General features: G+C 65.9%; 19 protein-coding genes and 1 pseudogene. 15 read left to right on the top strand and 5 right to left on the bottom strand.

Features of this window, described 5'->3' with window-relative positions; genetic code table 11:
* The first annotated feature begins 5 nt into the window (after positions 1–5).
* From EPA99_RS06920 to EPA99_RS06870, 11 genes and pseudogenes are all read left to right on the top strand, one after another.
* Positions 6–296, top strand: coding sequence for a type II toxin-antitoxin system Phd/YefM family antitoxin (locus tag EPA99_RS06920; RefSeq protein ID WP_129470484.1), 291 nt, complete (start codon positions 6–8; stop codon positions 294–296).
* 16 nt (positions 297–312) lie between these two features.
* Positions 313–855: a demethoxyubiquinone hydroxylase family protein gene (locus tag EPA99_RS06915; protein ID WP_206733713.1), complete on the top strand. Its 543-nt coding sequence runs from the start codon at positions 313–315 to the stop codon at positions 853–855.
* 321 nt (positions 856–1,176) lie between these two features.
* Positions 1,177–1,773 (top strand): hypothetical protein, encoded by a 597-nt coding sequence (locus EPA99_RS06910; RefSeq protein ID WP_129470483.1) that lies wholly within the window; start codon positions 1,177–1,179, stop codon positions 1,771–1,773.
* Positions 1,770–2,138 carry a TonB family protein gene (locus EPA99_RS19065; RefSeq protein ID WP_129470482.1) on the top strand — a complete coding sequence of 123 codons (369 nt, stop codon included), beginning with the start codon at positions 1,770–1,772 and terminating at the stop codon, positions 2,136–2,138. The genes EPA99_RS06910 and EPA99_RS19065 overlap by 4 nt, the downstream gene beginning before the upstream one ends.
* Positions 2,139–2,184: 46 nt before the next feature.
* Positions 2,185–2,562 carry a VOC family protein gene (locus tag EPA99_RS06900; RefSeq protein WP_129470481.1) on the top strand — a complete coding sequence of 126 codons (378 nt, stop codon included), beginning with the start codon at positions 2,185–2,187 and terminating at the stop codon, positions 2,560–2,562.
* 778 nt (positions 2,563–3,340) lie between these two features.
* Positions 3,341–4,567 carry a pyridoxal phosphate-dependent aminotransferase gene (locus EPA99_RS06895; protein ID WP_129470480.1) on the top strand — a complete coding sequence of 409 codons (1,227 nt, stop codon included), beginning with the start codon at positions 3,341–3,343 and terminating at the stop codon, positions 4,565–4,567.
* Positions 4,568–4,695: 128 nt separating this feature from the next.
* Positions 4,696–5,106, top strand: a complete 411-nt coding sequence (locus EPA99_RS06890; protein WP_129470479.1) for a GFA family protein — start codon at positions 4,696–4,698, stop codon at positions 5,104–5,106.
* A 72-nt stretch (positions 5,107–5,178) separates the two neighbouring features.
* A complete protein-coding gene (locus EPA99_RS06885) occupies positions 5,179–5,430 on the top strand; it encodes an SHOCT domain-containing protein (protein ID WP_129470478.1) in 252 nt (83 codons plus the stop codon).
* Between the two features lie 319 nt (positions 5,431–5,749).
* Positions 5,750–6,298 carry a GNAT family N-acetyltransferase gene (locus EPA99_RS06880; RefSeq protein ID WP_129470477.1) on the top strand — a complete coding sequence of 183 codons (549 nt, stop codon included), beginning with the start codon at positions 5,750–5,752 and terminating at the stop codon, positions 6,296–6,298.
* Between the two features lie 91 nt (positions 6,299–6,389).
* Positions 6,390–8,552: a S46 family peptidase gene (locus tag EPA99_RS06875; protein ID WP_129470476.1), complete on the top strand. Its 2,163-nt coding sequence runs from the start codon at positions 6,390–6,392 to the stop codon at positions 8,550–8,552.
* Positions 8,553–8,563: 11 nt separating this feature from the next.
* Positions 8,564–9,024 (top strand): annotated as a pseudogene (locus EPA99_RS06870) (VOC family protein).
* A gap of 66 nt (positions 9,025–9,090) precedes the next feature.
* Here the strand turns inward: EPA99_RS06870 and EPA99_RS06865 are convergent.
* On the bottom strand, positions 9,091–9,264 hold the full coding sequence (locus EPA99_RS06865) for a DUF1328 family protein (RefSeq protein WP_129470475.1): 174 nt from the start codon (positions 9,262–9,264) through the stop codon (positions 9,091–9,093).
* Between the two features lie 97 nt (positions 9,265–9,361).
* Complete coding sequence (locus tag EPA99_RS06860) at positions 9,362–10,171, bottom strand: AraC family transcriptional regulator (RefSeq protein ID WP_129470474.1); 810 nt, start codon at positions 10,169–10,171, stop codon at positions 9,362–9,364.
* An 84-nt stretch (positions 10,172–10,255) separates the two neighbouring features.
* Between EPA99_RS06860 and EPA99_RS06855 the strand changes: the two genes are divergently transcribed.
* A complete protein-coding gene (locus EPA99_RS06855; RefSeq protein ID WP_129470473.1) occupies positions 10,256–11,470 on the top strand; it encodes an MFS transporter in 1,215 nt (404 codons plus the stop codon).
* Between the two features lie 10 nt (positions 11,471–11,480).
* On the opposite strand, the gene EPA99_RS06850 is transcribed toward EPA99_RS06855, so the two are convergent.
* Entirely contained in the window at positions 11,481–12,407 is a 927-nt protein-coding gene (locus tag EPA99_RS06850; protein ID WP_129470472.1) for a LysR family transcriptional regulator, read from the bottom strand.
* A 95-nt stretch (positions 12,408–12,502) separates the two neighbouring features.
* Between EPA99_RS06850 and EPA99_RS06845 the strand changes: the two genes are divergently transcribed.
* From EPA99_RS06845 to EPA99_RS06835, 3 genes are all read left to right on the top strand, one after another.
* Complete coding sequence (locus EPA99_RS06845) at positions 12,503–13,732, top strand: MFS transporter (protein WP_241688303.1); 1,230 nt, start codon at positions 12,503–12,505, stop codon at positions 13,730–13,732.
* Between the two features lie 103 nt (positions 13,733–13,835).
* Positions 13,836–16,193, top strand: coding sequence for a Tex family protein (locus EPA99_RS06840; protein WP_129470471.1), 2,358 nt, complete (start codon positions 13,836–13,838; stop codon positions 16,191–16,193).
* A gap of 185 nt (positions 16,194–16,378) precedes the next feature.
* Positions 16,379–16,906, top strand: a complete 528-nt coding sequence (locus tag EPA99_RS06835) for a DUF6538 domain-containing protein (protein WP_129470470.1) — start codon at positions 16,379–16,381, stop codon at positions 16,904–16,906.
* A 357-nt stretch (positions 16,907–17,263) separates the two neighbouring features.
* On the opposite strand, the gene cap2-3 is transcribed toward EPA99_RS06835, so the two are convergent.
* Both cap2-3 and mblB read right to left on the bottom strand, forming a co-directional pair.
* On the bottom strand, positions 17,264–19,513 hold the full coding sequence (cap2-3, locus tag EPA99_RS06830; protein WP_129470469.1) for an anti-phage 6A-MBL system cap2_3 protein: 2,250 nt from the start codon (positions 19,511–19,513) through the stop codon (positions 17,264–17,266).
* Positions 19,514–20,689 (bottom strand): anti-phage 6A-MBL system MBL-fold protein, encoded by a 1,176-nt coding sequence (mblB, locus tag EPA99_RS06825; RefSeq protein ID WP_129470468.1) that lies wholly within the window; start codon positions 20,687–20,689, stop codon positions 19,514–19,516.
* Positions 20,690–20,750: the final 61 nt, after the last annotated feature.

The raw sequence follows: 20,750 nt of genomic DNA, 5'->3' as shown, positions 1-20,750 counted from the left end.
CCCGCATGCGCACCGTCTGCCTCACCACGCTCATGGATCAGGCCACCGAGCTCCTGTCGGATCTGGCGCGCGACCGTGAGCCGATCCTGATCACCCGGCACGGCCTGCCCAGCGCCTGTCTGGTCGACGCGGAAACCTATCGGGCGATGCAAGAGCGGCTGTCGATCCTGGAAGGCATTGCAAGGTGTGATCAGGCGCTTGCCGAAGGCAGGACTGTCGCCCATGCGCAGGCCAGGCGCTGCATGGGAAGGTGGCTCAACTCGTCCGGACGCTCGCTAAGTGAGCTTTCCTTCTGACGGACACGGGGCGAGCATGAGAATGGTCGCGCGCCATGAAGCCACCAAGGATCTTGGCGATCGCATCCTCAAGGTCGATCACGCCGGTGAGCACGGCGCCGTCAACATCTATCGCGGGCAGATCCTCATTGCGCGGCTGACCGCGCGCCACCTGGTGGACGAGCTCAAGGCGTTCGGTGCGCACGAGCAACGGCACCGCGCCATCTTTGCCGCCGAGCTGCATCTCCGCGACCTGCCACGCTGTCGCAGCTATCTGCTGTGTGGGATGAGTGGCTACGCCCTGGGACTGATCACCGGGCTGCTGGGCGCCGGCGCAATCTCGGCGACCACGGCGGCCGTCGAACGTGTTGTGCTCCGGCATCTCCAGCATCAACTTGCGGTTCTCAGGGACAACGACCCGCACGCTGTCGCTGCGATTTCCGCAATCATCGCGGATGAGCAGCAGCACCATGATGCGTCGGCGCTCCATCTCGATGGCGATGCGATCTGGCCGCGCATCCTGTCGCCGCTGGTTTCGGCGTCTACCGAGGCGGTGATCTGGCTCGGCATGCGGCTGTGATGTCGATCGCGAGTCGTGCACTGGGATCAAGCTTGTGGCCCGTCGACCCTCAGGGGTTCGATACAACTCTGCATGGAGCCTCTTTGTGAGACTGACAGATCGAACCGCCGCGCACAGGACAAAGTTGCTGCTTGCGCCGGGGCTGATCATGGCCGCGCACCCTGCCGCTGGTGCCCAACCGCGAGCCTGCTGCCGGAACCGCCGCCTGGGCCGCCGCCATCCAGCAGGCGGTCATGTCGCGATGGACGTATCCGGGCTTCATCAATCAGGACAGGAACGCGATACGTTCGAGGGCGCGAATTTAGTCAGGCGGAAGAAGATATGGATCACATCAACATGCAGAGTCAGCGCGAATTCTGGAAATGGTTCGAAGCGAACGCGGACCGCTTCAAGGAGATCGAGGTCGAGGAAAGGGAAGCGCTTCTGGACGAGTTGCTGGAAAACCTCCACAACTACTGCCCTGATCTGTGGTTCGAGACAGGGCGCGCCGATGATGGGATCAGCGAGTTGATCATCTCAGCCGAGGGCAACGTAGATCACTTCTCGGCCGTGCGTACGCTGATCGCCACCGCCCCGGACGTTCCCAACTGGCGTTTCATTGCGTTCAAGCCTGCGACGGGTCTGGAGTTCAGCACGTCATACGCTGGGCTCACATTCGATCCAAGCACGGCGTGGTTCCTGCCTTTGCGATCGAACAGCGATCCCACGAGGAGAGGTGCAAGGATCGGGTACTCCCACTTTGAGAGCGCCAGATCGGAGGAGTTCCTGACGGGCACTTTCATTATGCTGGAGAGCGTGATCGGTGAGCTCAGTCTGGCTGAGCGATTGCACCATGTGGAAGTCGGGCCACTACCGTCCAGTCCCGGATCGAGTGGATACCTTCCCCTGCGGGACCTCGAAGACTGGCTGGATTCATGACTCGCTCGACAGGCCGTTTCAGGTCGCTCCTCACGCTGAGCCTGCTGCTTGTTGTGCATGCCGCGGCTGCCACACACTCCGAGGCCGACGCTGCTGGCACCGCCGCCTGGGCAGGCGCCATCCAGCAGGCGGTCATGGCGCGGTGGACGTATCCGGACGGGGAGGTTCAGAACGTGCCGTGCCGCCTGTCGCTGACACTCTCTGCAAGCGGCATCGTCGAATCGGCGTCGCTGGTGGCGCCCTGCGGCACGCCGGCCCTGGAGCGCTCGGTGGTCCGGGCCGCGCTCAGCGCCTCGCCGCTGCCCCTGCCCAAGGACCGCAAGCTGTTCCGGCGCGAACTGATCCTCAGCTTTTCAAAGCCCTGAGAACGGCGCACTATCGCCCGCGCACATCCATCACCGGAGGCGGGCGATGCAACGTGTCACAGGGATTGGCGGCATCTTCTTCAAGGCGCGCGATCCGGCCGCGCTGGCGGCCTGGTATCGGGAGCACCTGGGGCTGGACGTGGGCGACTGGAACGGCGCCATCTTCCAGTGGGGCGGCGAGGGCAGCCAGCCCGGCATGACGATCTGGAGCCCGTTCGCCGCCGATACCGACTACATGGCGCCGAGCACCTCGCCCTTCATGATCAACTTCCGCGTGGCCGACCTGGATGCGCTGCTGGCCGCACTGAAGGCCGAAGGCTGCCATGTGATCGACAAGACCCAGGTTTCCGAGCAGGGCAAGTTCGGCTGGGTCATCGACCCCGAAGGGAACAAGGTCGAGTTGTGGGAGCCGGGCGACGAATGACCGAGGCTCGGGTTGCGACCGGCGCGAGGCCCTCGGCGATCAGATGCGCGGTCCGTATCCTGCCAGGTAAGATCGCGTCGCCCTCACCAGATTCACCACGTCAAGGAAAGATGCCATGAGGATTCTCGCGCTCCCCCTTCTGTTGGTGTCATTGACCGCCTTGGCGGCCAGACCGGATCACGTCCAGTTTGTAGGCAAGATTCAGTACGAAGGTACCTCGCCTTACGTGTTCGACCTCAATGTGCCATCCAGGCAGAGCGCAGACCTGGAGCTGCAGGATGGAACTCGCCTCGAGCTGGCAACGCCTGGAAGCGCTCAGAGCCCCGAGGCCGTGAGCATTCGCCTAGTGTCTTCCAGTGGCGTAGTACTGCATACCGCCACGATCCCAGACGCTGGGTTGGCCAGCACATCCTTCGCTTACCTGATTTGCGGGGGACAAGTGCGTTACATCAACCCGGCCCCGGTGGCAGGTCCGCGTTGCGCTCTGAAGTGATGGACTGAAGAGAAGCACTTGAGCGATCCCCATGCATGGCTGAGATCGCATTCGTAGTGGCGCTCGCCATCTAGCGGCAGCACCACGCGTGTTCAGGCATCTAGGTCCGGCTGTCCTACCCGGCCACCCAGGCCCCACCCGCCCGCGCTGCGAATCGACGCGACGCGCAACCTATAGTCCGTAGCGCACCCGCAGGGGCGGCGCTTTCGCCATGGAAGAGCGCCAGACAGCCACAGAATCACCGGTGCGTCGGCCGTCACCGACGCGACACTCGAGGACAGGTCGATGGACACCAAGCAGTCACGCCGCAAGTTCCTGCAGGGCTCGGCGTATGTCGCCGGCCTGGTAGGGGTCGGGCTCCAGGTCGCCGGCAGCCGTGCCGCCGCGCAGGATGTCGCGCCCGGGCGGGTCGGCGCGGCCAAGCCGGAGGTCATCAACCTGGGCGCCAACACCTTGTCCATTGGGCCGGCCAAGTCCGCGCTGCAGCAGATCGCCGAATCGGCCCCCGACAGCGGCGGCTATCCGGGCAAGGAGGCGCGCGACTTCATGAGCACGCTGTCCGAGCAGCTGGGCGTGCCGGAAGACCACATCAGCGTGTATCCGGGCTCGGGCACGCCGCTGGGGCTGGCGGTGATGACCTTCACCGGACCGGAGCGCTCGCTGGTGACCGCCGACCCGACCTACGAGCAGTCCTGGCGCACCGCGCCCAAGGTTGGCGGCAAGGTCATCAAGATTCCCCAGCGCGCCGACAACTCGCACGACGTGCAGGCCATGTGCGCGGCCGATCCCAAGGCCGGCATCGTCTACATCTGCAATCCCAACAATCCCACCGGCGCGATCACCACGCGCAAGGACATCGAGTACGCCTTGGCGCACAAGCCGGCCGGCAGCATCCTGCTGATCGACGAGGCCTACATCCACTTCTCCGACAACGCCGCCAGCGTGGTGGACCTGGTGCCCACGCACCCGGACCTGCTGGTGCTGCGCACCTTCTCCAAGCTCTACGGCATGGCCGGCCTGCGCCTGGGCTATGCGGTGGCGCAGCCGGCCACGCTGGAGAAGATGAACTTCTATGGTGGCGGCAGCGTGGCGTTGACCACGTTCGTGGCCGGCACCGCCAGCCTGCGCGATGCGAAGCTGGTGCCCGAGCGTCGCAAGATGATCGCCAAGGGTCGCAACGAGACCATCGCCTGGCTGGAGAAGAAGGGCCACCGCTGCACCAAGTCCGAGAGCAACTGCTTCATGGTCGAGATCGGCCGCGACGCCAAGGAGTTCCAGAAGGCCATGGCGACCTGGGGCGTGATGGTCGGCCGCAGCTGGCCGGGCTTCGAGACCTGGCCGCGCATCAGCGTCGGCACCGAGGAAGAGATGGCGCGCTTCCGTGCGGCTTTCGTGCAGGTCATGGCCGGCCGCACCGGCCCGCTGCCGCCGCCGCCCTCGCGGCGCACGGCCTCGCTGGATGGCATGGAAGTGGAGCTGAGCCAGGCCGGGTCGGCGCACCTGGTCTGCTGAGCCCGACGCGCCAGCGGCAAGAGGCCGCTGGCGCACACGGCGGTTCGCCCGTCGCAAGATGACGTGGCATGCTCCTGGCCCCGCCGGAACGCAGCGAGCTGCCTTCCGGCATGCGTTCGGGAGGCTCCATGATCAAGTCTGTCGCCGGCATCGCCGTGCTGCCGGTGCACCGCGCGTCCTGCCATTGCGGTGCAATCGTGCTGGAACTGGATCTACCTGACGGCATCGTCGATCCACGCCGCTGCAACTGCTCGATGTGCCGACGCCGTGGCGCCATCGTCGGGTCGGTCCCGCTGGCCGGCCTGCGCATCATCGAAGGCGCCGAGCAGCTGCGCCTGTATCAGTTCAACACCTTCACCGCCAGGCATTACTTCTGCGGCCGATGCGGCATCTATACGCATCATCAGCGCCGATCCAATCCGGAACAGTACGGCTACAACGTGGGGTGCCTGGAGGGGATCGACCCGCTGGCGCTGGGCGAGGTGCCGACCAGCGATGGGGTGCATCATCCGGCGGATCATGCGGATCGGGGCCTTTGATCCTGCGCTCTGGCATGAAGGCATAGACTCACACCTCCACCGGCGAGGCCGGCACACCACAGGGACGCGGACATGGGCGGCTTCAGCATCTGGCACTGGATCATCCTGCTTGCGGTGATCGCGATCCCCGTCGTGGCGGTGTTCCTGATCGTCGTGCTGGTCAATCGCAGCAACAAGCCTCCGGCGGCCACCGGTGCGGCGCCGCCGCCGATCGGGCAAAGCATCGAGGCCCGGCTGCGCGACCTGGACGCTCTGCGCGCGCGCGGTGTGGTCACCGACGCCGAGTATGCCGAGCGCCGGGCGGCGATCCTGGGGTCGTTGTGAGCGGGGAGGAAGGTCTTGAGGAAGGTCTTGAGGAACGTCTTGAGGAACGTCTTGAGGAACGTCTTGAGGAACGAGCGGAGAGGAACGAGAAACGAGTCTGGCTCTGTTGAGCTATCAGGGCCTTCACTCGTTCCTCGTTCCTCGTTTCTCGTTCCTCGTTTCTCGTTCTCGTTTCCCCGTTCTCGCCTCATCCCACCCACACCCTGCCTTCCCACCTCTGCTCGCGCGCAGCTGATCACGGTGCGCCAGAGCTTTAACGCGACGATGCGTAGGCGACCAAGCAAGTCGCTCTGCGTGACTTGACCCGAGGAAATTCCCGATGACCGAGGCTGTGCCGACGCTGGAGACCGAACGCCTACGCCTGCGCCCCTACCACCGCGCCGACTTCGACGCCTTCGCCGCGCACTTGGCCGATCCGGTCAGCGCAGCGCACATTGGCGTGTCCGATCGCGAGACGTCCTGGCGCCGCTTCACTTCCCACGCCGGGATGTGGCTCATCGATGGTGCAGGCTGGTGGTCGGTCGAACTTCGCGAAAATGGACAGCTGGTCGGCAACGTCGGCGCGTTCTTTCGCGAGTCCACGCACGCGATCGAGATCGGCTGGAACACGTACCGGGACTACTGGGGACACGGCTACGCACGCGAAGCCGCCCAGGCCGCGCTGGGCTGGGCCTTCGACGCGCGTGGCGAGCCGCGCGCGCATGCGTTGATCGCCCCCGGCAACGCGTCGTCCATCCAGGTGGCGACCCGACTGGGCATGTCGCTGGATGGCCAGACCGTGAGCCAGGGCAAGGCCGTCGACGTTTACGTCATCCGTCGTTCGGGGGTCGCAACGCCTGCCACTGGCCGTTCAGACGCTACGCCCTGACGCTGGAACACGCGGCTTTGCCGCTGCGCACATTGCCACCGACGGTAACAGCCACTACCGTGCCGGCTCCGCTGGTTCCAGAAGTCGTCCCATGTCCCGCCGCCTTGCCCTGAGCGTCATGAGCCTTGCGCTGTCCCTGCCCCTGTCCGCCCGTGCCGATGAAGGCATGTGGATGCCTTCGCAGCTGCCCGAGCTGTCCACGCAACTGCAGGCGGCCGGCTTTCGCAGCGATCCGCGCGCGCTGGCCGATGTCACCCGGCCGCCGCTGAGCGCGGTGGTCAAGATCGGGGGCGCCACCGGCTCCTTCGTCTCGCCCGACGGGTTGCTGCTGACCAACCACCACGTCGCCTACGGCGTGATCCAGTACAACACCAAGCCAGGTGCGAACCTGATCGATGACGGCTTCGTCTCGCACAGCCGCAGCGAGGAGCTGCCGTCCAACCCGGATTTCCGCGTGCTGGTCACCACCGCCTTCGACAAGGTCACCGACCAGGTGCTGGCGGCCGCAAAGGGTAAGACCGGCAAGGCCTACTACGCGGCCGTGGATACGGCCAGCAAGCAGCTGGTGGCGCAATGCGAGGCCGAAGGCGGCGTGCGCTGCAGCGTGGCCAACATGTACTACGGCAGCGATTTCTACCTGATCAAGCAGCTGGAGCTGCGCGACATCCGCCTGGTCTATGCGCCACCGCGCGCCATCGGCAACTACGGCGATGAAATCGACAACTTCATGTGGCCGCGCCACTCCGGCGACTTCACCGTGCTGCGCGCCTACGTCGGCAAGGACGGCAAGCCGGCCGACTACAGCCCGGATAACGTCCCCTACCGCGCGCCCGCCTTCCTGAAGATCGCAACCGATGGTCCCAAGGCCGGCGACTTCGCGATGCTGGCCGGCTACCCGGGTATCACCTACCGCCATCGCACCGCCGCCGAGTTCGCCTCGCAGGTCGGCCACACCCTGCCGCAACGCGTGGCGCTGCTGGATACGCTGATCGAGGCCATCGAGCAGCGCGGCAAGGCCAGCGCCGAGTCGCGCACGCGCTATGCCTCGCAGCTGGCCTCGCTGAAGAACAACCGCAAGCGCGCGGCCGGCGAACTGGAAGGCCTGCAGCGCAGCGATGCGGTGCGCCTGCGCGAGCAGGACGAACGCGCCATGTTGGCCGCGACCAAGGGGTCAGAGGCGCGCAGCATCGCGCAGCTGCAGCAGATCCTGGCCGAAGGCAGCGCCATGGGCGATCGCGACGTGCTGCTGGGGCTGATCGCCACCCAGACCCAGCTGATGCGCTCGGCGCTGATGCTCGAACGCCTGCGCGAGGAATCGCGCAAGCCCGATGCGCAGCGCGAGACCGGCTACCAGCAGCGCGACCAGGCGCTGATCGAGGGTGTGCTCAAGCAGGTGCAGCGGCGCTTCGATGCGGACACCGAGAAGACGCTGCTGACCCTGCTGCTGGGCCGCTACCAGCAGCTGCCCAAGGACCAGCGCGTGCCGGAATTCGACGCCGCCTTCGGCCGCGATGCCGACAGCCTCAAGGCCGCCCTGGACACGCTTTACGCCAACACCACGCTGGGCACCGAGGCCGAGCGCCTCGCGCGCTTTGCTGCCGCACGCGAGGGCAAGCCGTTGGCGGCCGATGCCCTGATCGACCTGGCGGTCAAGCTGGTGCCGGCGCAAATCCGTCTGGACGATGCGCGTAAGGATCGCGAAGGCGAGCAGCTGCGCCTGCGGCCGGCCTACATGCGTGCGCTGTTCGCCTGGCGCAAGCAGCAAGGCCGCGCGGTCTATCCCGATGCCAACAGCACGCTGCGCGTGAGCTACGGGCAGGTCACCCCGCTCAACCCGCGCGATGCGGTCAGCTATGCGCCAGTGACCACCGTGGCCGGCATTGTGGAGAAGAACACCAACGTCGAGCCCTTCGACGCGCCCAAGCCGCTGTTGACGGCCATCGCCAAGGGCGTCTATGCCGGCACCGAGGACCCCGCGCTGAAGACGCAGACGGTGAACTTCCTCACCAACCTGGATACCACCGGCGGCAACTCCGGCTCACCGGTACTCAACGCGCGTGGCGAATTGATCGGCCTGAACTTCGACAGCAACTGGGAGTCGGTGAGCGCCAGCTGGTGGTACGACCCACGCTACAAGCGCGCCATCCACGTCGACACGCGCTACATCCGCTGGTTGATGGACAAGGTCTACCCGGCGCCGGATCTGCTGCGCGAGATGGGCGTACCGGCGCAGTCGACCGGCCCGTCACGGTGAATTTTTCGGCCATGACCAAGACCACGCCTGTCACTGCTGTGGATCACGCGGGCTTTGCCGTGCCCTCATTGGACGACTCCATCCGCTTCTGGACCCAGGCGCTGGGTTTCACGCTGCAACGGCACTCGGAGATGGGAGGCGATTTCCTGTATCAGGTGACAGGTGTCGATGATCCGAAGGTGCGGGCGGCCATCGTCAGGCCCCGGACGGCTTCGTGGTCGAACTGCTGGAGTATTCCAAGGGTCGCCAGCATGGGGCCGCGCCGGAGAGCGCCGGTGCGATCGGTGCCGCACACCTGGCTTTGACCGTGGAGGACATCCACGCCGCCATCGCGCGCGTGGAGGGCGCAGGGTGGGAAGCCAAAGGCAGCCCCCAGCCCATCCCAGGCGGGCCACGCAAGGGGATCCTGGCGGCCTACGTCTCCGGCCCCGATCACATCACGATCGAGTTCATGCAACCGCCGGGCGAATGATCGGCGTGCGGAGGCGTGAGTCCTGCAGCCTCCCCCTGCTGCGCAGGGGGAAGACAAGGCGAAGCGCTAGGTGACCTTCTTGAACACCGTCACGCCCAGCAGGAACAGGATCACGGCGATGGCGATGAAGGCCCAGAACAGGAACTTGGCGATGGCGAAGGCACCGCCTGCGATCCCGCCGAAGCCCAGCACGCCGGCGATGACGCCAATGATGGCGAAGATGATGGCCCACTTGATCATGTGACACGTCCCGCTTTGGAAAGCGCATCACGCTAGCCCTTCGAAAGTGACGGGGCTGTCATCCACGGTGAGATCCTGATGCACGCGTGCGCACGCTTCAGCGAAAGAACTGGCTCGGCGTCTGCCCGAAGCGACGCTTGAACATCGTCGCGAATGCGCTGGGACTGTCATAGCCCAGCGCCAGCGCCACGTCGATCACCTTCTCGCCCACGGCCAGGCGTTCCAGCGCGCGCAGCAGCCGCGCCTGCTGGCGCCACTGGCCGAAGGTCATGCCCAGTTCGCGCGCGCACAGGCGCTGGATGGTCTTGACATCGATCTTCAAACGCCCCGCCCAGTCCTGCAGCGTGGAGGCATCGTGCGGGTGCGATTGCAGGCGCTGTCCGATCCTGCGCAGCCGTGCATCGCGCGGCTCGGGCAGGTGCAGCGGCAGTACCGGCAGGGTCTGCAGTTCGTCCAGGATCAGCCGCATCAGCCGGCCATCGCGCGAATCCTGCGCGTAGGGCTGCGCCACCTGGGCCGCATCGTGGATCAAGGCGGCCAGCAGCGGCGTGACCGAGACGGCGGAGGCTTCGGCCGGCGGACGGGCGATGGCCTGCGGCAGGATGTACAGGCTGCGCATGCGCACCTGGCCGATGCAATTGACGGCGTGCCCCATGCCGGCCGGCATCCAGATTGCGCGGGTGCTGGGCACGACCCAGCGGCCATGGCCGGCCGTGACCACCAGCACGCCGGTCTCGGCGTAGACCAGCTGATGCCGGTCGGGATGGTGGTGCAAGGGGATCTGGGTATCGCGCGGGTAGTCGCGGGCGCGGCAATAGACCGCCGTGCCGGGCGCTTCGGCCACGGGTCGCTTTCGCCCGGACTGGGCGCCGTCGGCCCGCGGAATGTCCTTTTTGGAAGAGGCCATGACCAGATCGCGCAGGAAGGGCGGCGCCGCGCACCCTACCATGCGCCGCGTCCGCGCAGTCCGCGCGCCTGGCCCGCACCCATCATGTCCACCGCCACGCTCTCCTCCCAGGCTGCCGCCACCACCCGCCGCCCCGTCGCGGTCGGCATCCTGGCCGCCATCACCGGCTCCCACCTGGTCAACGACATGATGCAGTCGCTGATCCTGGCGCTGTATCCGATCCTGAAAGGCCAGTTCCAGCTCAGCTTCGCCCAGGTCGGCCTGATCACCCTGACCTATCAGCTGACCGCCTCGCTGTTCCAGCCCTTGATCGGCCTGCGCACCGATCGCAGGCCCGCGCCCTATTCACTGCCGTTCGGCATGGGCTCCACACTGTGCGGGTTGCTGTTGCTGGCCTATGCGCCCAACTTCGCCATGGTGCTGTGCGCGGCGATGCTGGTCGGCATCGGTTCGGCGATCTTCCATCCCGAATCCTCGCGCATCGCGCGGCTGGCCTCCGGTGGCCGTCATGGATTGTCGCAGTCGGTGTTCCAGGTCGGTGGCAACACCGGCACGGCGATCGGGCCGCTGATCGCCGCGGCGGTCATCGTGCCCAACGGCCGCACCAGCGTGGCCTGGTTCGCCGGCGCGGCGCTGCTGGGCATCGGCTTGCTGAGCTACGTCGGCCGCTGGTACCAGCAGCATCTGACAGCAAGCGCCGCCACCAAGCCGGCCACCACGCACCGCCAGGCCGCAGCTTTGCCGCCGCGGACCGTGGCCTGGGTGATCGCGATCCTGCTGGTGCTGATCTTCAGCAAGTACTTCTACATCGCCGGCCTGAGCAGCTACTACACGTTCTATCTGATCCAGAAGTTCCAGGTCTCGGTGCAGAGCGCGCAGCTGCATCTGTTCGGTTTCCTGCTGGCCTCGGCGGCCGGCACGCTGATCGGTGGACCGGTCGGCGACCGCATCGGCCGCAAGCCGGTGATCTGGGCTTCGATCCTGGGCGTGGCACCGTTCGCGCTGGTGCTGCCCTACGCCGACCTGGGCTGGACCACGGTGCTGACCATGCTCATCGGCTTCGTGCTGTCCTCGGCGTTCTCGGCCATCCTGGTCTACGCGCAGGAGCTGATGCCCAACCGCATCGGCACGGTGTCGGGCCTGTTCTTCGGGTTCGCCTTCGGCATGGGCGGGCTGGGCGCGGCGGTGCTGGGCGTGATGGCCGACCACACCGGCATCTTCCGCGTGTACCAGATGATTTCCTTCCTGCCTCTGCTGGGGATCGTGGCCGCCTTCCTGCCCAGCCGCCGCCACGCCTGAGGCGCCGGGCTTACGGCTCCGGCAGCTGGAACATCGCGTTGGACGCGCGCATCAGCTCGATGAAGCGGCGCAGCTTGGCCGGCTGGTAGCGCGCATGCGGGTAGACCACGAAGGCCGGCAGCGGCGTGGGCCGCCAGGCCGGCAGCAGATGCAGCAGCCGCCCCTGTGCGATGTCCTCACGTACCACCCAGGCCGAGACCAGCGCCGCGCCCAGGCCGGACAGCGCCGCCTCGCGCAGCGGATACAGGCTGTCGGTGCTCAGGCGCGGGCGGATCGCAAAGCGCACCGGCCGGCCATCGCCGGTGTGATGCAGCACCACCTCGTCGCGGTAGAAGGTCTTGATCGCCAGCCATGGCAACTCGGCCAGCGCCTCAGGCGACTGCGGCAGCGGCCGCCCCTCCAGCAGGGCCGGCGCGGCCACCACGATGCGCGGCACCTGGCCGATCTGGGTGGCCACCACGCCGTCGTCCTCCAGTGTGCCGACGCGGATGGCGCAGTCGATGCCCTCGGCGATGAAATCCGGGCTGCGGTCGTGCAGCAGCCACTCCACCGACACGCGCGGGTAGGCCTGCAGGTATTCCAGCAGCGGTTCCAACAGCTGCGACTGGCCAAAGGCATGCGGCACCACCACCCGCAGCAGGCCTTCCGGCTCATCCTCCGCCCCGCGCAGGCCGGCCTCCATCTGCTGCCAGCGCGCCAGCAGGTCGGTGGCCTGTTCGTAGCAGCGCCGGCCGTCCTCGGTCAGGGTCATGGCATGGGTGGAGCGGCGCAGCAGGCGCAGGCCGAACAACGCCTCCAAGGCCTTGAGCCGGCGGCTGACGGTGGGCTGGCTGGTGCCGAGCCCGACGGCGGCGGCCGACAGGCTGCCGGCCTCGACGATGCGCACGAAGGTCTGCAACAGGACGATGCGATCGAAGGACAACGACGGCTCTTGCATGCATATGGCGTATGAAGCTTGTCCGGGTCGCGAGGCTACCACGGCGGTCCGATGCGGCAGAGACTGGCGCCCTCCTCCCTCTCCCTGTTCCCGTCATGTCCAAGATGCATGAAGCCACGGCCGCTCCAACCGGCCTGTCCCGCGCGCTGGTGCTGCTGCTGGCCACCGGCGCCGGCGTCTCGGTCGCCTCGCTGTACTACAGCCAGCCCATGCTGGAGGTACTGGCGCGCGACCTGCACGTGCCGGCCTCGGCCGCCGGCATGCTGCCGATGCTCAACCAGCTGGGCTACGCGCTGGGCATCGCCCTGCTGGCACCCCTGGGCGACCGCTACGACCGCCGCCGGGTGATCCTGGTCAAGTCCGTACTGCTGGCCCTGGCGATGCTGGGCAGCGCCCTGGCCACCGGCTTGTCCTGGCTGCTGGCCGCCGGGCTGGCGACCGGGCTGGTGGCCACGCTGGCGCAGGATTTCGTCCCCGCCGCGGCCACGCTGGCGCCGGCCGCGCAGCGCGGGCGCATCGTCGGCACGGTGATGACCGGACTGCTGCTGGGCATCCTGCTCTCGCGCGTGGCCAGCGGCCTGATCGCCGGGCAGTTCGGCTGGCGTGCGGTCTACCTGCTGGCCACCGCCGCGGTGGTGGCGGTCGGGCTGGCGTCCTGGCGCCGGCTGCCGGCGTTTGCCGCCACCACCCAGCTGGGCTACGGCGCGCTGCTGCGCTCGCTGGGGACGCTGTGGCGGCAGCATCCGGCCCTGCGCCGGGCGGTGGTGGCGCAGGCGCTGCTGTCGGTGGGCTTCAGCGCGTTCTGGTCGACCCTGGCGGTGATGCTGGCGCAGCCGCCGCTGCAGCTGGGCAGCGCGGTGGCCGGCGCCTTCGGCCTGGCCGGCGCGGTGGGCGCCATCGCCGCGCCGTTGGCCGGGCGTATCGCCGACCGCCACGGGCCTGGCTACGTGGCCCGTGCCGGCGCCGCGCTGGCCGCTGCGTCCTTCGCGGCGCTGGCGCTGATGCCGTGGCTGGCGCCGCAGGCGCAGCTGATCCTGCTGGTGGTGGTGACGATCGGCTTCGACCTGGGCGTGCAGGCCAGCCTGATCGCGCACCAGAGCATCGTCTATGGCCTGGACCCGGCCGCGCGCAGCCGTCTCAACGCGGTGCTGTTCACCGGCGTGTTTGTCGGCATGGCCGCCGGTGCGGCGCTGGGCGCACTGGCCCTGGCGCGTTTCGGCTGGATGGGCGTGGCCGGCGTGGCCACGCTGGCGGCCCTGGCCGGCCTGGGCGTGCGCCTGCTGCCGCAGGGGCTCGCTTCGGCGCGGGCCTGCCAGCAGGGGTAAGGCGCCGCGCTGGCAACCCTGCAAGGCGCGCCTTGTCAACGCCTTGGATCACCCGGGCAACGGGGCCACAATCGCCGGCCCCGTCGTCCAGTTGAACCCACGCATGGCAGAACTCTCCGCAGCGCTCGCGCGCCAGATCGCCCAGACCATTGCCGAGGAGATCGGCGCACAAGCCGCACAGGCGCAGGCCGCCATCGCGCTGCTGGACGAGGGTGCGACCGTGCCGTTCATCGCGCGCTACCGCAAGGAGGTCACCGGCGGCCTGGACGATACCCAGCTGCGCAACCTGGAAACGCGCCTGGTCTACCTGCGCGAGCTGGAAGACCGGCGCGCGGCGATCCTGTCCAGCATCGAGGAACAGGGCAAGCTCACCGATGAGCTGCGCAACGACCTCCTCGCCGCCGACAGCAAGTCGCGGCTGGAGGATCTGTACCTGCCCTACAAGCCCAAGCGCCGCACCCGCGCGCAGATCGCCCGCGAGGCCGGGCTGGAGCCGCTGGCCGATGGCCTGCTGCAAGACCCCACCCGCGTGCCGGACACCTTCGCCGCCGACTTCGTCGATGCCGACAAGGGCGTGGCCGATGCCAAGGCTGCCCTGGAAGGCGCGCGCGCGATCCTGATGGAGCGCTGGGGCGAAGACGCCGCGCTGCTGGGCGAGCTGCGCAGCTGGCTGGAGCGCGAAGGCGTGATCCGCGCCAAGGTCATCGAAGGCAAGGAAGAAGCCGGTGCCAAGTACCGCGACTACTTCGACCACAGCGAGGCGCTGTCCAGGATTCCTTCGCATCGCCTGCTGGCGCTGTTCCGCGCGCGCCGCGAGGAGTTCATCCAACTCGAGCTCGACCCGGGCAGCGACATCGATGCCGGCAACGCCTACGCCGAGGGCCGCATCGCCCTGGCCGCCGGCATCCGCCCGCAGGGCCGCCCGGCCGATGCCTGGCTGAGCCAGGCCTGCCGCCTGACCTGGCGCGCCAAGCTGCACCTGCACCTGATGCTGGACCTGTTCAACCAGGCGCGCGAGAAAGCCGAAGGCGAAGCGATCAATGTCTTCGGCGACAACCTCAAGGACCTGCTGCTGGCCGCCCCGGCCGGCCCCAAGACCGTCCTGGGCCTGGACCCGGGCATCCGCACTGGCTGCAAGATCGCCGTGGTCGATGCCACCGGCAAGCTGGTGGCCACCGACACGATTTATCCGCACGAACCCAAGCGCCAGTGGGAGCAGTCCCTGCAGACCCTCAAGCGCCTGTGCCAGCAGCACGACGTGGCGCTGATCGCCATCGGCAACGGCACCGCCAGCCGCGAGACCGACAAGCTGGCCGGTGAGGTCATCAAGGCCTGCAACAACCCCAAGCTGCAGAAGATCGTGGTCAGCGAGGCCGGCGCCTCGGTGTACTCGGCCTCGGAGACCGCAGCCAAGGAGTTTCCCAATCTGGACGTGTCCATCCGCGGCGCGGTCTCCATTGCCCGCCGCCTGCAGGACCCGCTGGCCGAGCTGGTGAAGATCGAGCCCAAGGCCATCGGCGTGGGCCAGTACCAGCACGACGTGGACCAGTTCCGCCTGGCGCGCGCGCTGGATGCCAAGGTGGAGGACTGCGTAAACGCCGTGGGCGTGGATGTGAACACCGCCTCGGCCGCGCTGCTGACGCGGGTCTCGGGCCTGTCCTCCACGGTGGCCGACAACATCGTCAGCTACCGCGACCAGAACGGCCCCTTCCCCTCGCGCAAGGCGCTGCTGAAGGTGCCGCGCCTGGGCGAGAAGACTTTCGAGCAATGCGCCGGCTTCCTGCGCATCAGCGACGGCGAGCAGCCGCTGGATGCCTCCTCGGTGCACCCGGAAGCCTATCCGGTGGTCGAGCGCATCCTCGGCCAGGCGCAGGGCAAGGGCGTCAAGCAGATCATCGGCGACCTGGCCTTCCTGCGCAGCCTCAAGGCCGAGCAGCTCACCGACGACAAGTTCGGCCTGCCCACCGTGCGCGACATCCTCAAAGAACTGGAAAAGCCCGGCCGCGACCCGCGCCCGGAGTTCAAGGCCGCACGCTTCGCCGAGGGCGTGGAGGACATCAAGGACCTGCGCGAAGGCATGATCCTGGAAGGCGTGGTGAGCAACGTCGCCGCCTTCGGCGCCTTCGTGGACATCGGCGTGCACCAGGACGGCCTGGTACACATCTCGGCGCTGTCGGACACCTACGTCAAGGACCCGCGCGACGTGGTCAAGGCTGGCGACATCGTCAAGGTCAAGGTGCTGGAGGTGGATGTGGCCCGCAAGCGCATCGCCCTGACCCGGCGCATGGACGACGTGCCCGGCGCGGCCACCAGCGGCCCGCGCGAGGAGCGTGGTGCGCGCGGCAACGACCGCAGTGGGCGCCCCGGTGGCGGTGGCGGCAACACGCGCCCGCCCAAGCCGACCGCGCCGCCGGCGGATAATGCGCTGGCTGCGGCGTTTGCACGCGCGCGGGGAAAGTAACCGCGCGCGCCTCCCGGTGCGGGTAATGTAACGGGAGGCGGTTCAAGTCGGGTCGGTGACTTCTGCTCTTAGGAGCCGAGCGCGTGCCTTGCTCAGGCCGTGAATGCAGGAAAGCTTCCGCGCGACGTCAAGCTCGAAGCTCAGCAGATCGAGCACTGCACGCAGACCCTTGCTTCCGGTTCTGCGTGCCTGCCGCTACCTGTCTTTTATTGACCGGCGCGGAGCGGAACCCTTTTTCCGCAGAATCTAATAAGAAATTGATTTTAAACGACTTTTTTGGATTCGGAATCGCTTGTGGGACACAGATCGGGACACTCCCGATGCGACTCCCCCACAACCTGGTTCGTAATCCCTCAGGCCGTTCCGTTTTCCGCCTGCGTGTGCCTCGTTCACTTCAAGCACTGACAAAGCGCTTAGTCATCAAGCACGCCTTGTGCACGACAGATGCGCGTCTCGCACAGCAACAAGCACTTGGGTTGGCCGCCCGCTATGCTCAACTTTTCGAGCAGCTCGGTTGGCAAGGAATGCCCAAACCTCCAAAGCCTGAGGAAATCCTCGCCAGCGTGCAGGCTAACGGCCTGAGCCGGTATGAGCTGGACCTGCAAACGGGCCTCCTGAAAACCGACGGGCCTGAGGACCACGCGCTCGCCATGGACGCCCTGGCCCGGATCGGTTCAGTCGGCTTCCTGGCTCACTTCAAAATGCGGCGCTAGCCGCGCCGCCGAGACTCAGCAGCGATCTGAGCGGCGCGAACAAAATTATCGTAACGCTCAGCATCCGTCTCAATCGGCGCTCGAGCATGGGTTCGCCATCGAGCTTGGTAACGCTGCAAGGCGGACTCGGCCTGCATAGCTGCTTCTACACACGCCATCGAGTTAAGAGCGCGCAAATATGCGCGCAACCAGATGGCATGCTCGTTCTCCTGCGCTTCGCTGGTAAGTTGGTATCCCATTGCTCGCTAGTTGCTATCTTCGTGCACCAAACTAAGCGGGGCGCAGTCGTTGTCAATTCGGCTTGACGCTATGTCTGTGAAATCCTCCGCGCTACATCTTCTTAGGCAGAGATATTTTTCAGTCGATCGCACGAACTTCCCCAAGCGATACACCCACGCCTTGTTCGGACACAATCACCATCAACGCGGGGATGCCGTCTGCGGCTAACCGGGCAGCAAGCGTCGCCAAGAGACCTACGTCTGTGGAACTCGGGTCTGATGAGTATCCGTTGGGGTGCGAGTGCCACTCCCCTACATAGCTCACCATGCCGCCAGTCAGCTCTTCGCACCGCAGCACCATGTCCTGACCACCCTCGCCACGGACGAAACTGGTGGCATCGGCGGAACTATCAGGCGGCGCATCGGAAGCGTCGACGATGCTGATCGTGCGCAACTTCTGGTCGATAGTGCCCAGCAACACGCCCCCTGTTTCGGACGGCAAGCACGCGTCGCGCATGCCATGCAGTTTTGCTTCAACTCCAGCATCCCAACGAACCTCCCAGTCGCCACGAGAAATCGACCTGACAGGCTGAACTTCTATGGACACTGCCGATATCGATCCTGTGTCGTCGTCCAAAGTCCAGACCTGGATGGCTCCCTGCTCAGAATCAACAGCTTTGCGAAGACGTCTTGCAAGGTGGGCTGCATGCAGCTTTACGAGTTCATAAGGCAAGACAAGGCTATGGTCGCGACAGCCTGCTCCAACACGCAACTTTCCCGGTCTTTGGAGGTGGTCAGCACCCCAAGGCTCGGTGAGGATAGCGCGGTAATACTGCGCTTCCAGCGAAGAAAGCCTGACGTCGCGCGCTTGGTCTTCTAGCAACAGAACCGCACTCATGCCGGAGTGGGTGAAAAAGACAGACGCACTTCGCGGCAGTTCATTCTCCGACCAGTCGCGTGGCACGGTGATCGTCGTTGAGGCATCGATGAGCAACTGGGCATTACCCAGCGCACTTGCTACATCAGCGCGCCCTAGGTCATTTGCGGACGCGGCAATTGCAGTTGAGACGTCTCGGTCATACCCGAGCGCATGAGCAACATGCGCTCGTGCCCATTCGACTTTCAGAAACCCGATCGCACCAGACATCGCAGCATGTCGAACCAGGTTATGTGGTGCCACTTCATCAGGATCAATGAAGGCCCAACGGCCCCATCCCTCCCGAGCCCAGATGTCAGCGAGAGCGCTCCCAAGCGAGCCCACCCCGGCTAAGACTCCGGCGAAATCGGCTCCGTCCCTGGGTAGTCCTGACAGCATGCGAGCGAACTCGCGGCTGGGCATGTGTCGTAGATCAACCAGTCCCACTGAGATCGAACGCCATGCCGTCTCCGGAGCGAGCGCCATACCGCCGATGGCCAAGTCGTCAGCGACAGATGCCGCACCGCCAGGCACCGGGCGGCATAGGGTGCCGAGCTTGATCCCCACATCCTCAAACTTCTCGGCGACGAGGAGGCCGCGACAGTCTAAGCGCTCGATCTTGCCATCGCGCGTGCGCGGGATGCGCACGATGAGCAACATCTGTCCGTCAACACCTTGACCTTGGCTGCTCAGGCGAAATTGTCGTTTGAACGCAGTCTCAAAGGATGTTTGGAACTCCACGCCAATACGCGCAAGGTGATCGTCCAGTTCACCTAATGTCCTTGGCCCTCGCTGGATCGGAATGTTCGCGACAGCAGAAAGATCGACCACAAGCGGTTGGATCGATGCGGCTTGCCTATTGGGCTTTGTGGACGTTGCGACGAGATAAAGCCTGCCATCAGGTCGCTCCACTGCCTGGAAGTAGATAGCACCCAGCTCATCTGCGGTCCGCTCTTCGAACTCCGCTGGAAGCACTACGGTGTGACCGGTGGAATAAAACAGCTGTTCGAGCGCTTGATCTTGTGCGTGGAGCGTGCCATCCGCAGTGCATCGCAGCCACCATAGGATACGGGACAGATGTCGCTGCGGCGTCCAGCGTCGCTCCTCAAATGCCCAGTCCTCATAAAGGCAAAGCGACGCCGGTTCGCCGTCGTGGACGCCATTGAGGTGAACGACGTCAGGAAAGTCTGCTCGTAGTGCGCGCACCTCGGCAGGCGTAATCTCGCCAGGAAGAAATGTCAGGCAGAGGCGTTCGCGCGGCAAGATACCGGCCTCATTCCGAGGCGCTACCGTGCCATCGCCCGCTTCAACGACGATAGCCGCGCGCGGATGCGCGCCGGAGATCCGCCGCAGCTCAACGATCTGGAAATCGCGATGATCGTGGCAAGCGCGAAGGAGTCCGAGTAGTTGTGGATTAGCCAGCTCGTCGGGAATGCTCTCGATGCGCTCGCCCCACTGGATGAAGTCGATCATTCACCCCGCCCGCGGCGCCGCCGCGGCAGCTGTCGCGGCCGCGGCCGTAGCCGCCTCGGCGACGCGCACCTTGGGCCCAGCTGCGAGGATGTCGATGTCAATCGGCGCCGGGGCCCACGTGTAAGGTGTCTCGCCCGTGCAGAGAAACTTGCCATAGACGGGATCAAGGATGCTCTCATATTCCCGCTTGGCACGCGTGCACGGCGGGTCGCCGTCGCCTTCCTTGATGGGCTTGCAGCTCGCGATAATCTTTGCCCCATACCGGGCCTGACCGAGCGCCGACCGCGCCGCTTCCGACACCTCGGCGTCCTCGCCGCAATCTGACCAGCTGTCCCACGAGAGAACGCGCCAGGAGCAGTGGTGTGGCGTTTCGAGGACATCGTATTCGAGCACCTCGGGCTCGTCCTTGTAGCGCTCCCAAAGCCGCTCCCAGATGGCCACCTCCGCGTCGCCAGCCGTGAGGAAACGATAGCGGTTCATCCCGACGTGCGTCGCTACGATGTCGAAGTTCAGGATCACACTCGACTGATTCTTTGCGCGGAGTTCGACCTCTTCGTCGTCCTCGCACACAAGGCTCGGGGCGAGAAGGTGTGCCTCGAAGTAGCTGTTTGGCATCCCGTTGAGGCGGGCGAACTTCTCACCGCTCTTGACAAGAATGGCTTCAAGTCCATCGGTCTTGCCGACTTTGTCTTCACCGAGGATCAAGATGCGATCACCCTCTCCCGCCCAGCCTTTGTCGCGGAAGTGCTTGACCCGGCGCCGAGCCTCCGTTGCCCAAGCCTTCGCGTCATCGCAAAGGACGTGATGGATCTTTCGAGCACGTCGAAAGACGATGGGTGAGGACCACATCTCGCGGATCACGATCTTCTTTTCAGCATCGGGCTTTTTATCGTCGGCGTAGTCTTCCAACGGCCCGAGATGGAAGTGCGTGCAAAGACCAGAGCAGTGGTCCTTATCAGGATGGCTCAGGAGGAAGGCGTCGACGTAGGGGCGACCGCTTGAATCTCGGGGCAGCCGGGCACGCAGGTCTTTGGCAACGTCGCGGGTCTCTTTGTCCGCCGGGTCATCGGCAGCCTTACGGATGTTGCAATCAACCAGGATCGTGGCGCCATCAAGCAGCTTCACCAAGGCCATATCGCCATTGCCGACCGGGAAGAACGAGAGAGTCGGGTTCATTCAGGTGTCCTGTTTCCATTGCGTCCCCCGTTCGTCGGGCCGCCAGTGGTAGAATGAATAC

Origin of the sequence: Pseudoxanthomonas composti (genome assembly GCF_004122095.1) — a bacterium.
In the GTDB taxonomy this organism is placed as follows: domain Bacteria; phylum Pseudomonadota; class Gammaproteobacteria; order Xanthomonadales; family Xanthomonadaceae; genus Pseudoxanthomonas_A; species Pseudoxanthomonas_A composti.
The sequence above is the reverse complement of the archived record's forward strand: the minus strand, read 5'-3'. Positions and strand labels throughout refer to the sequence as shown.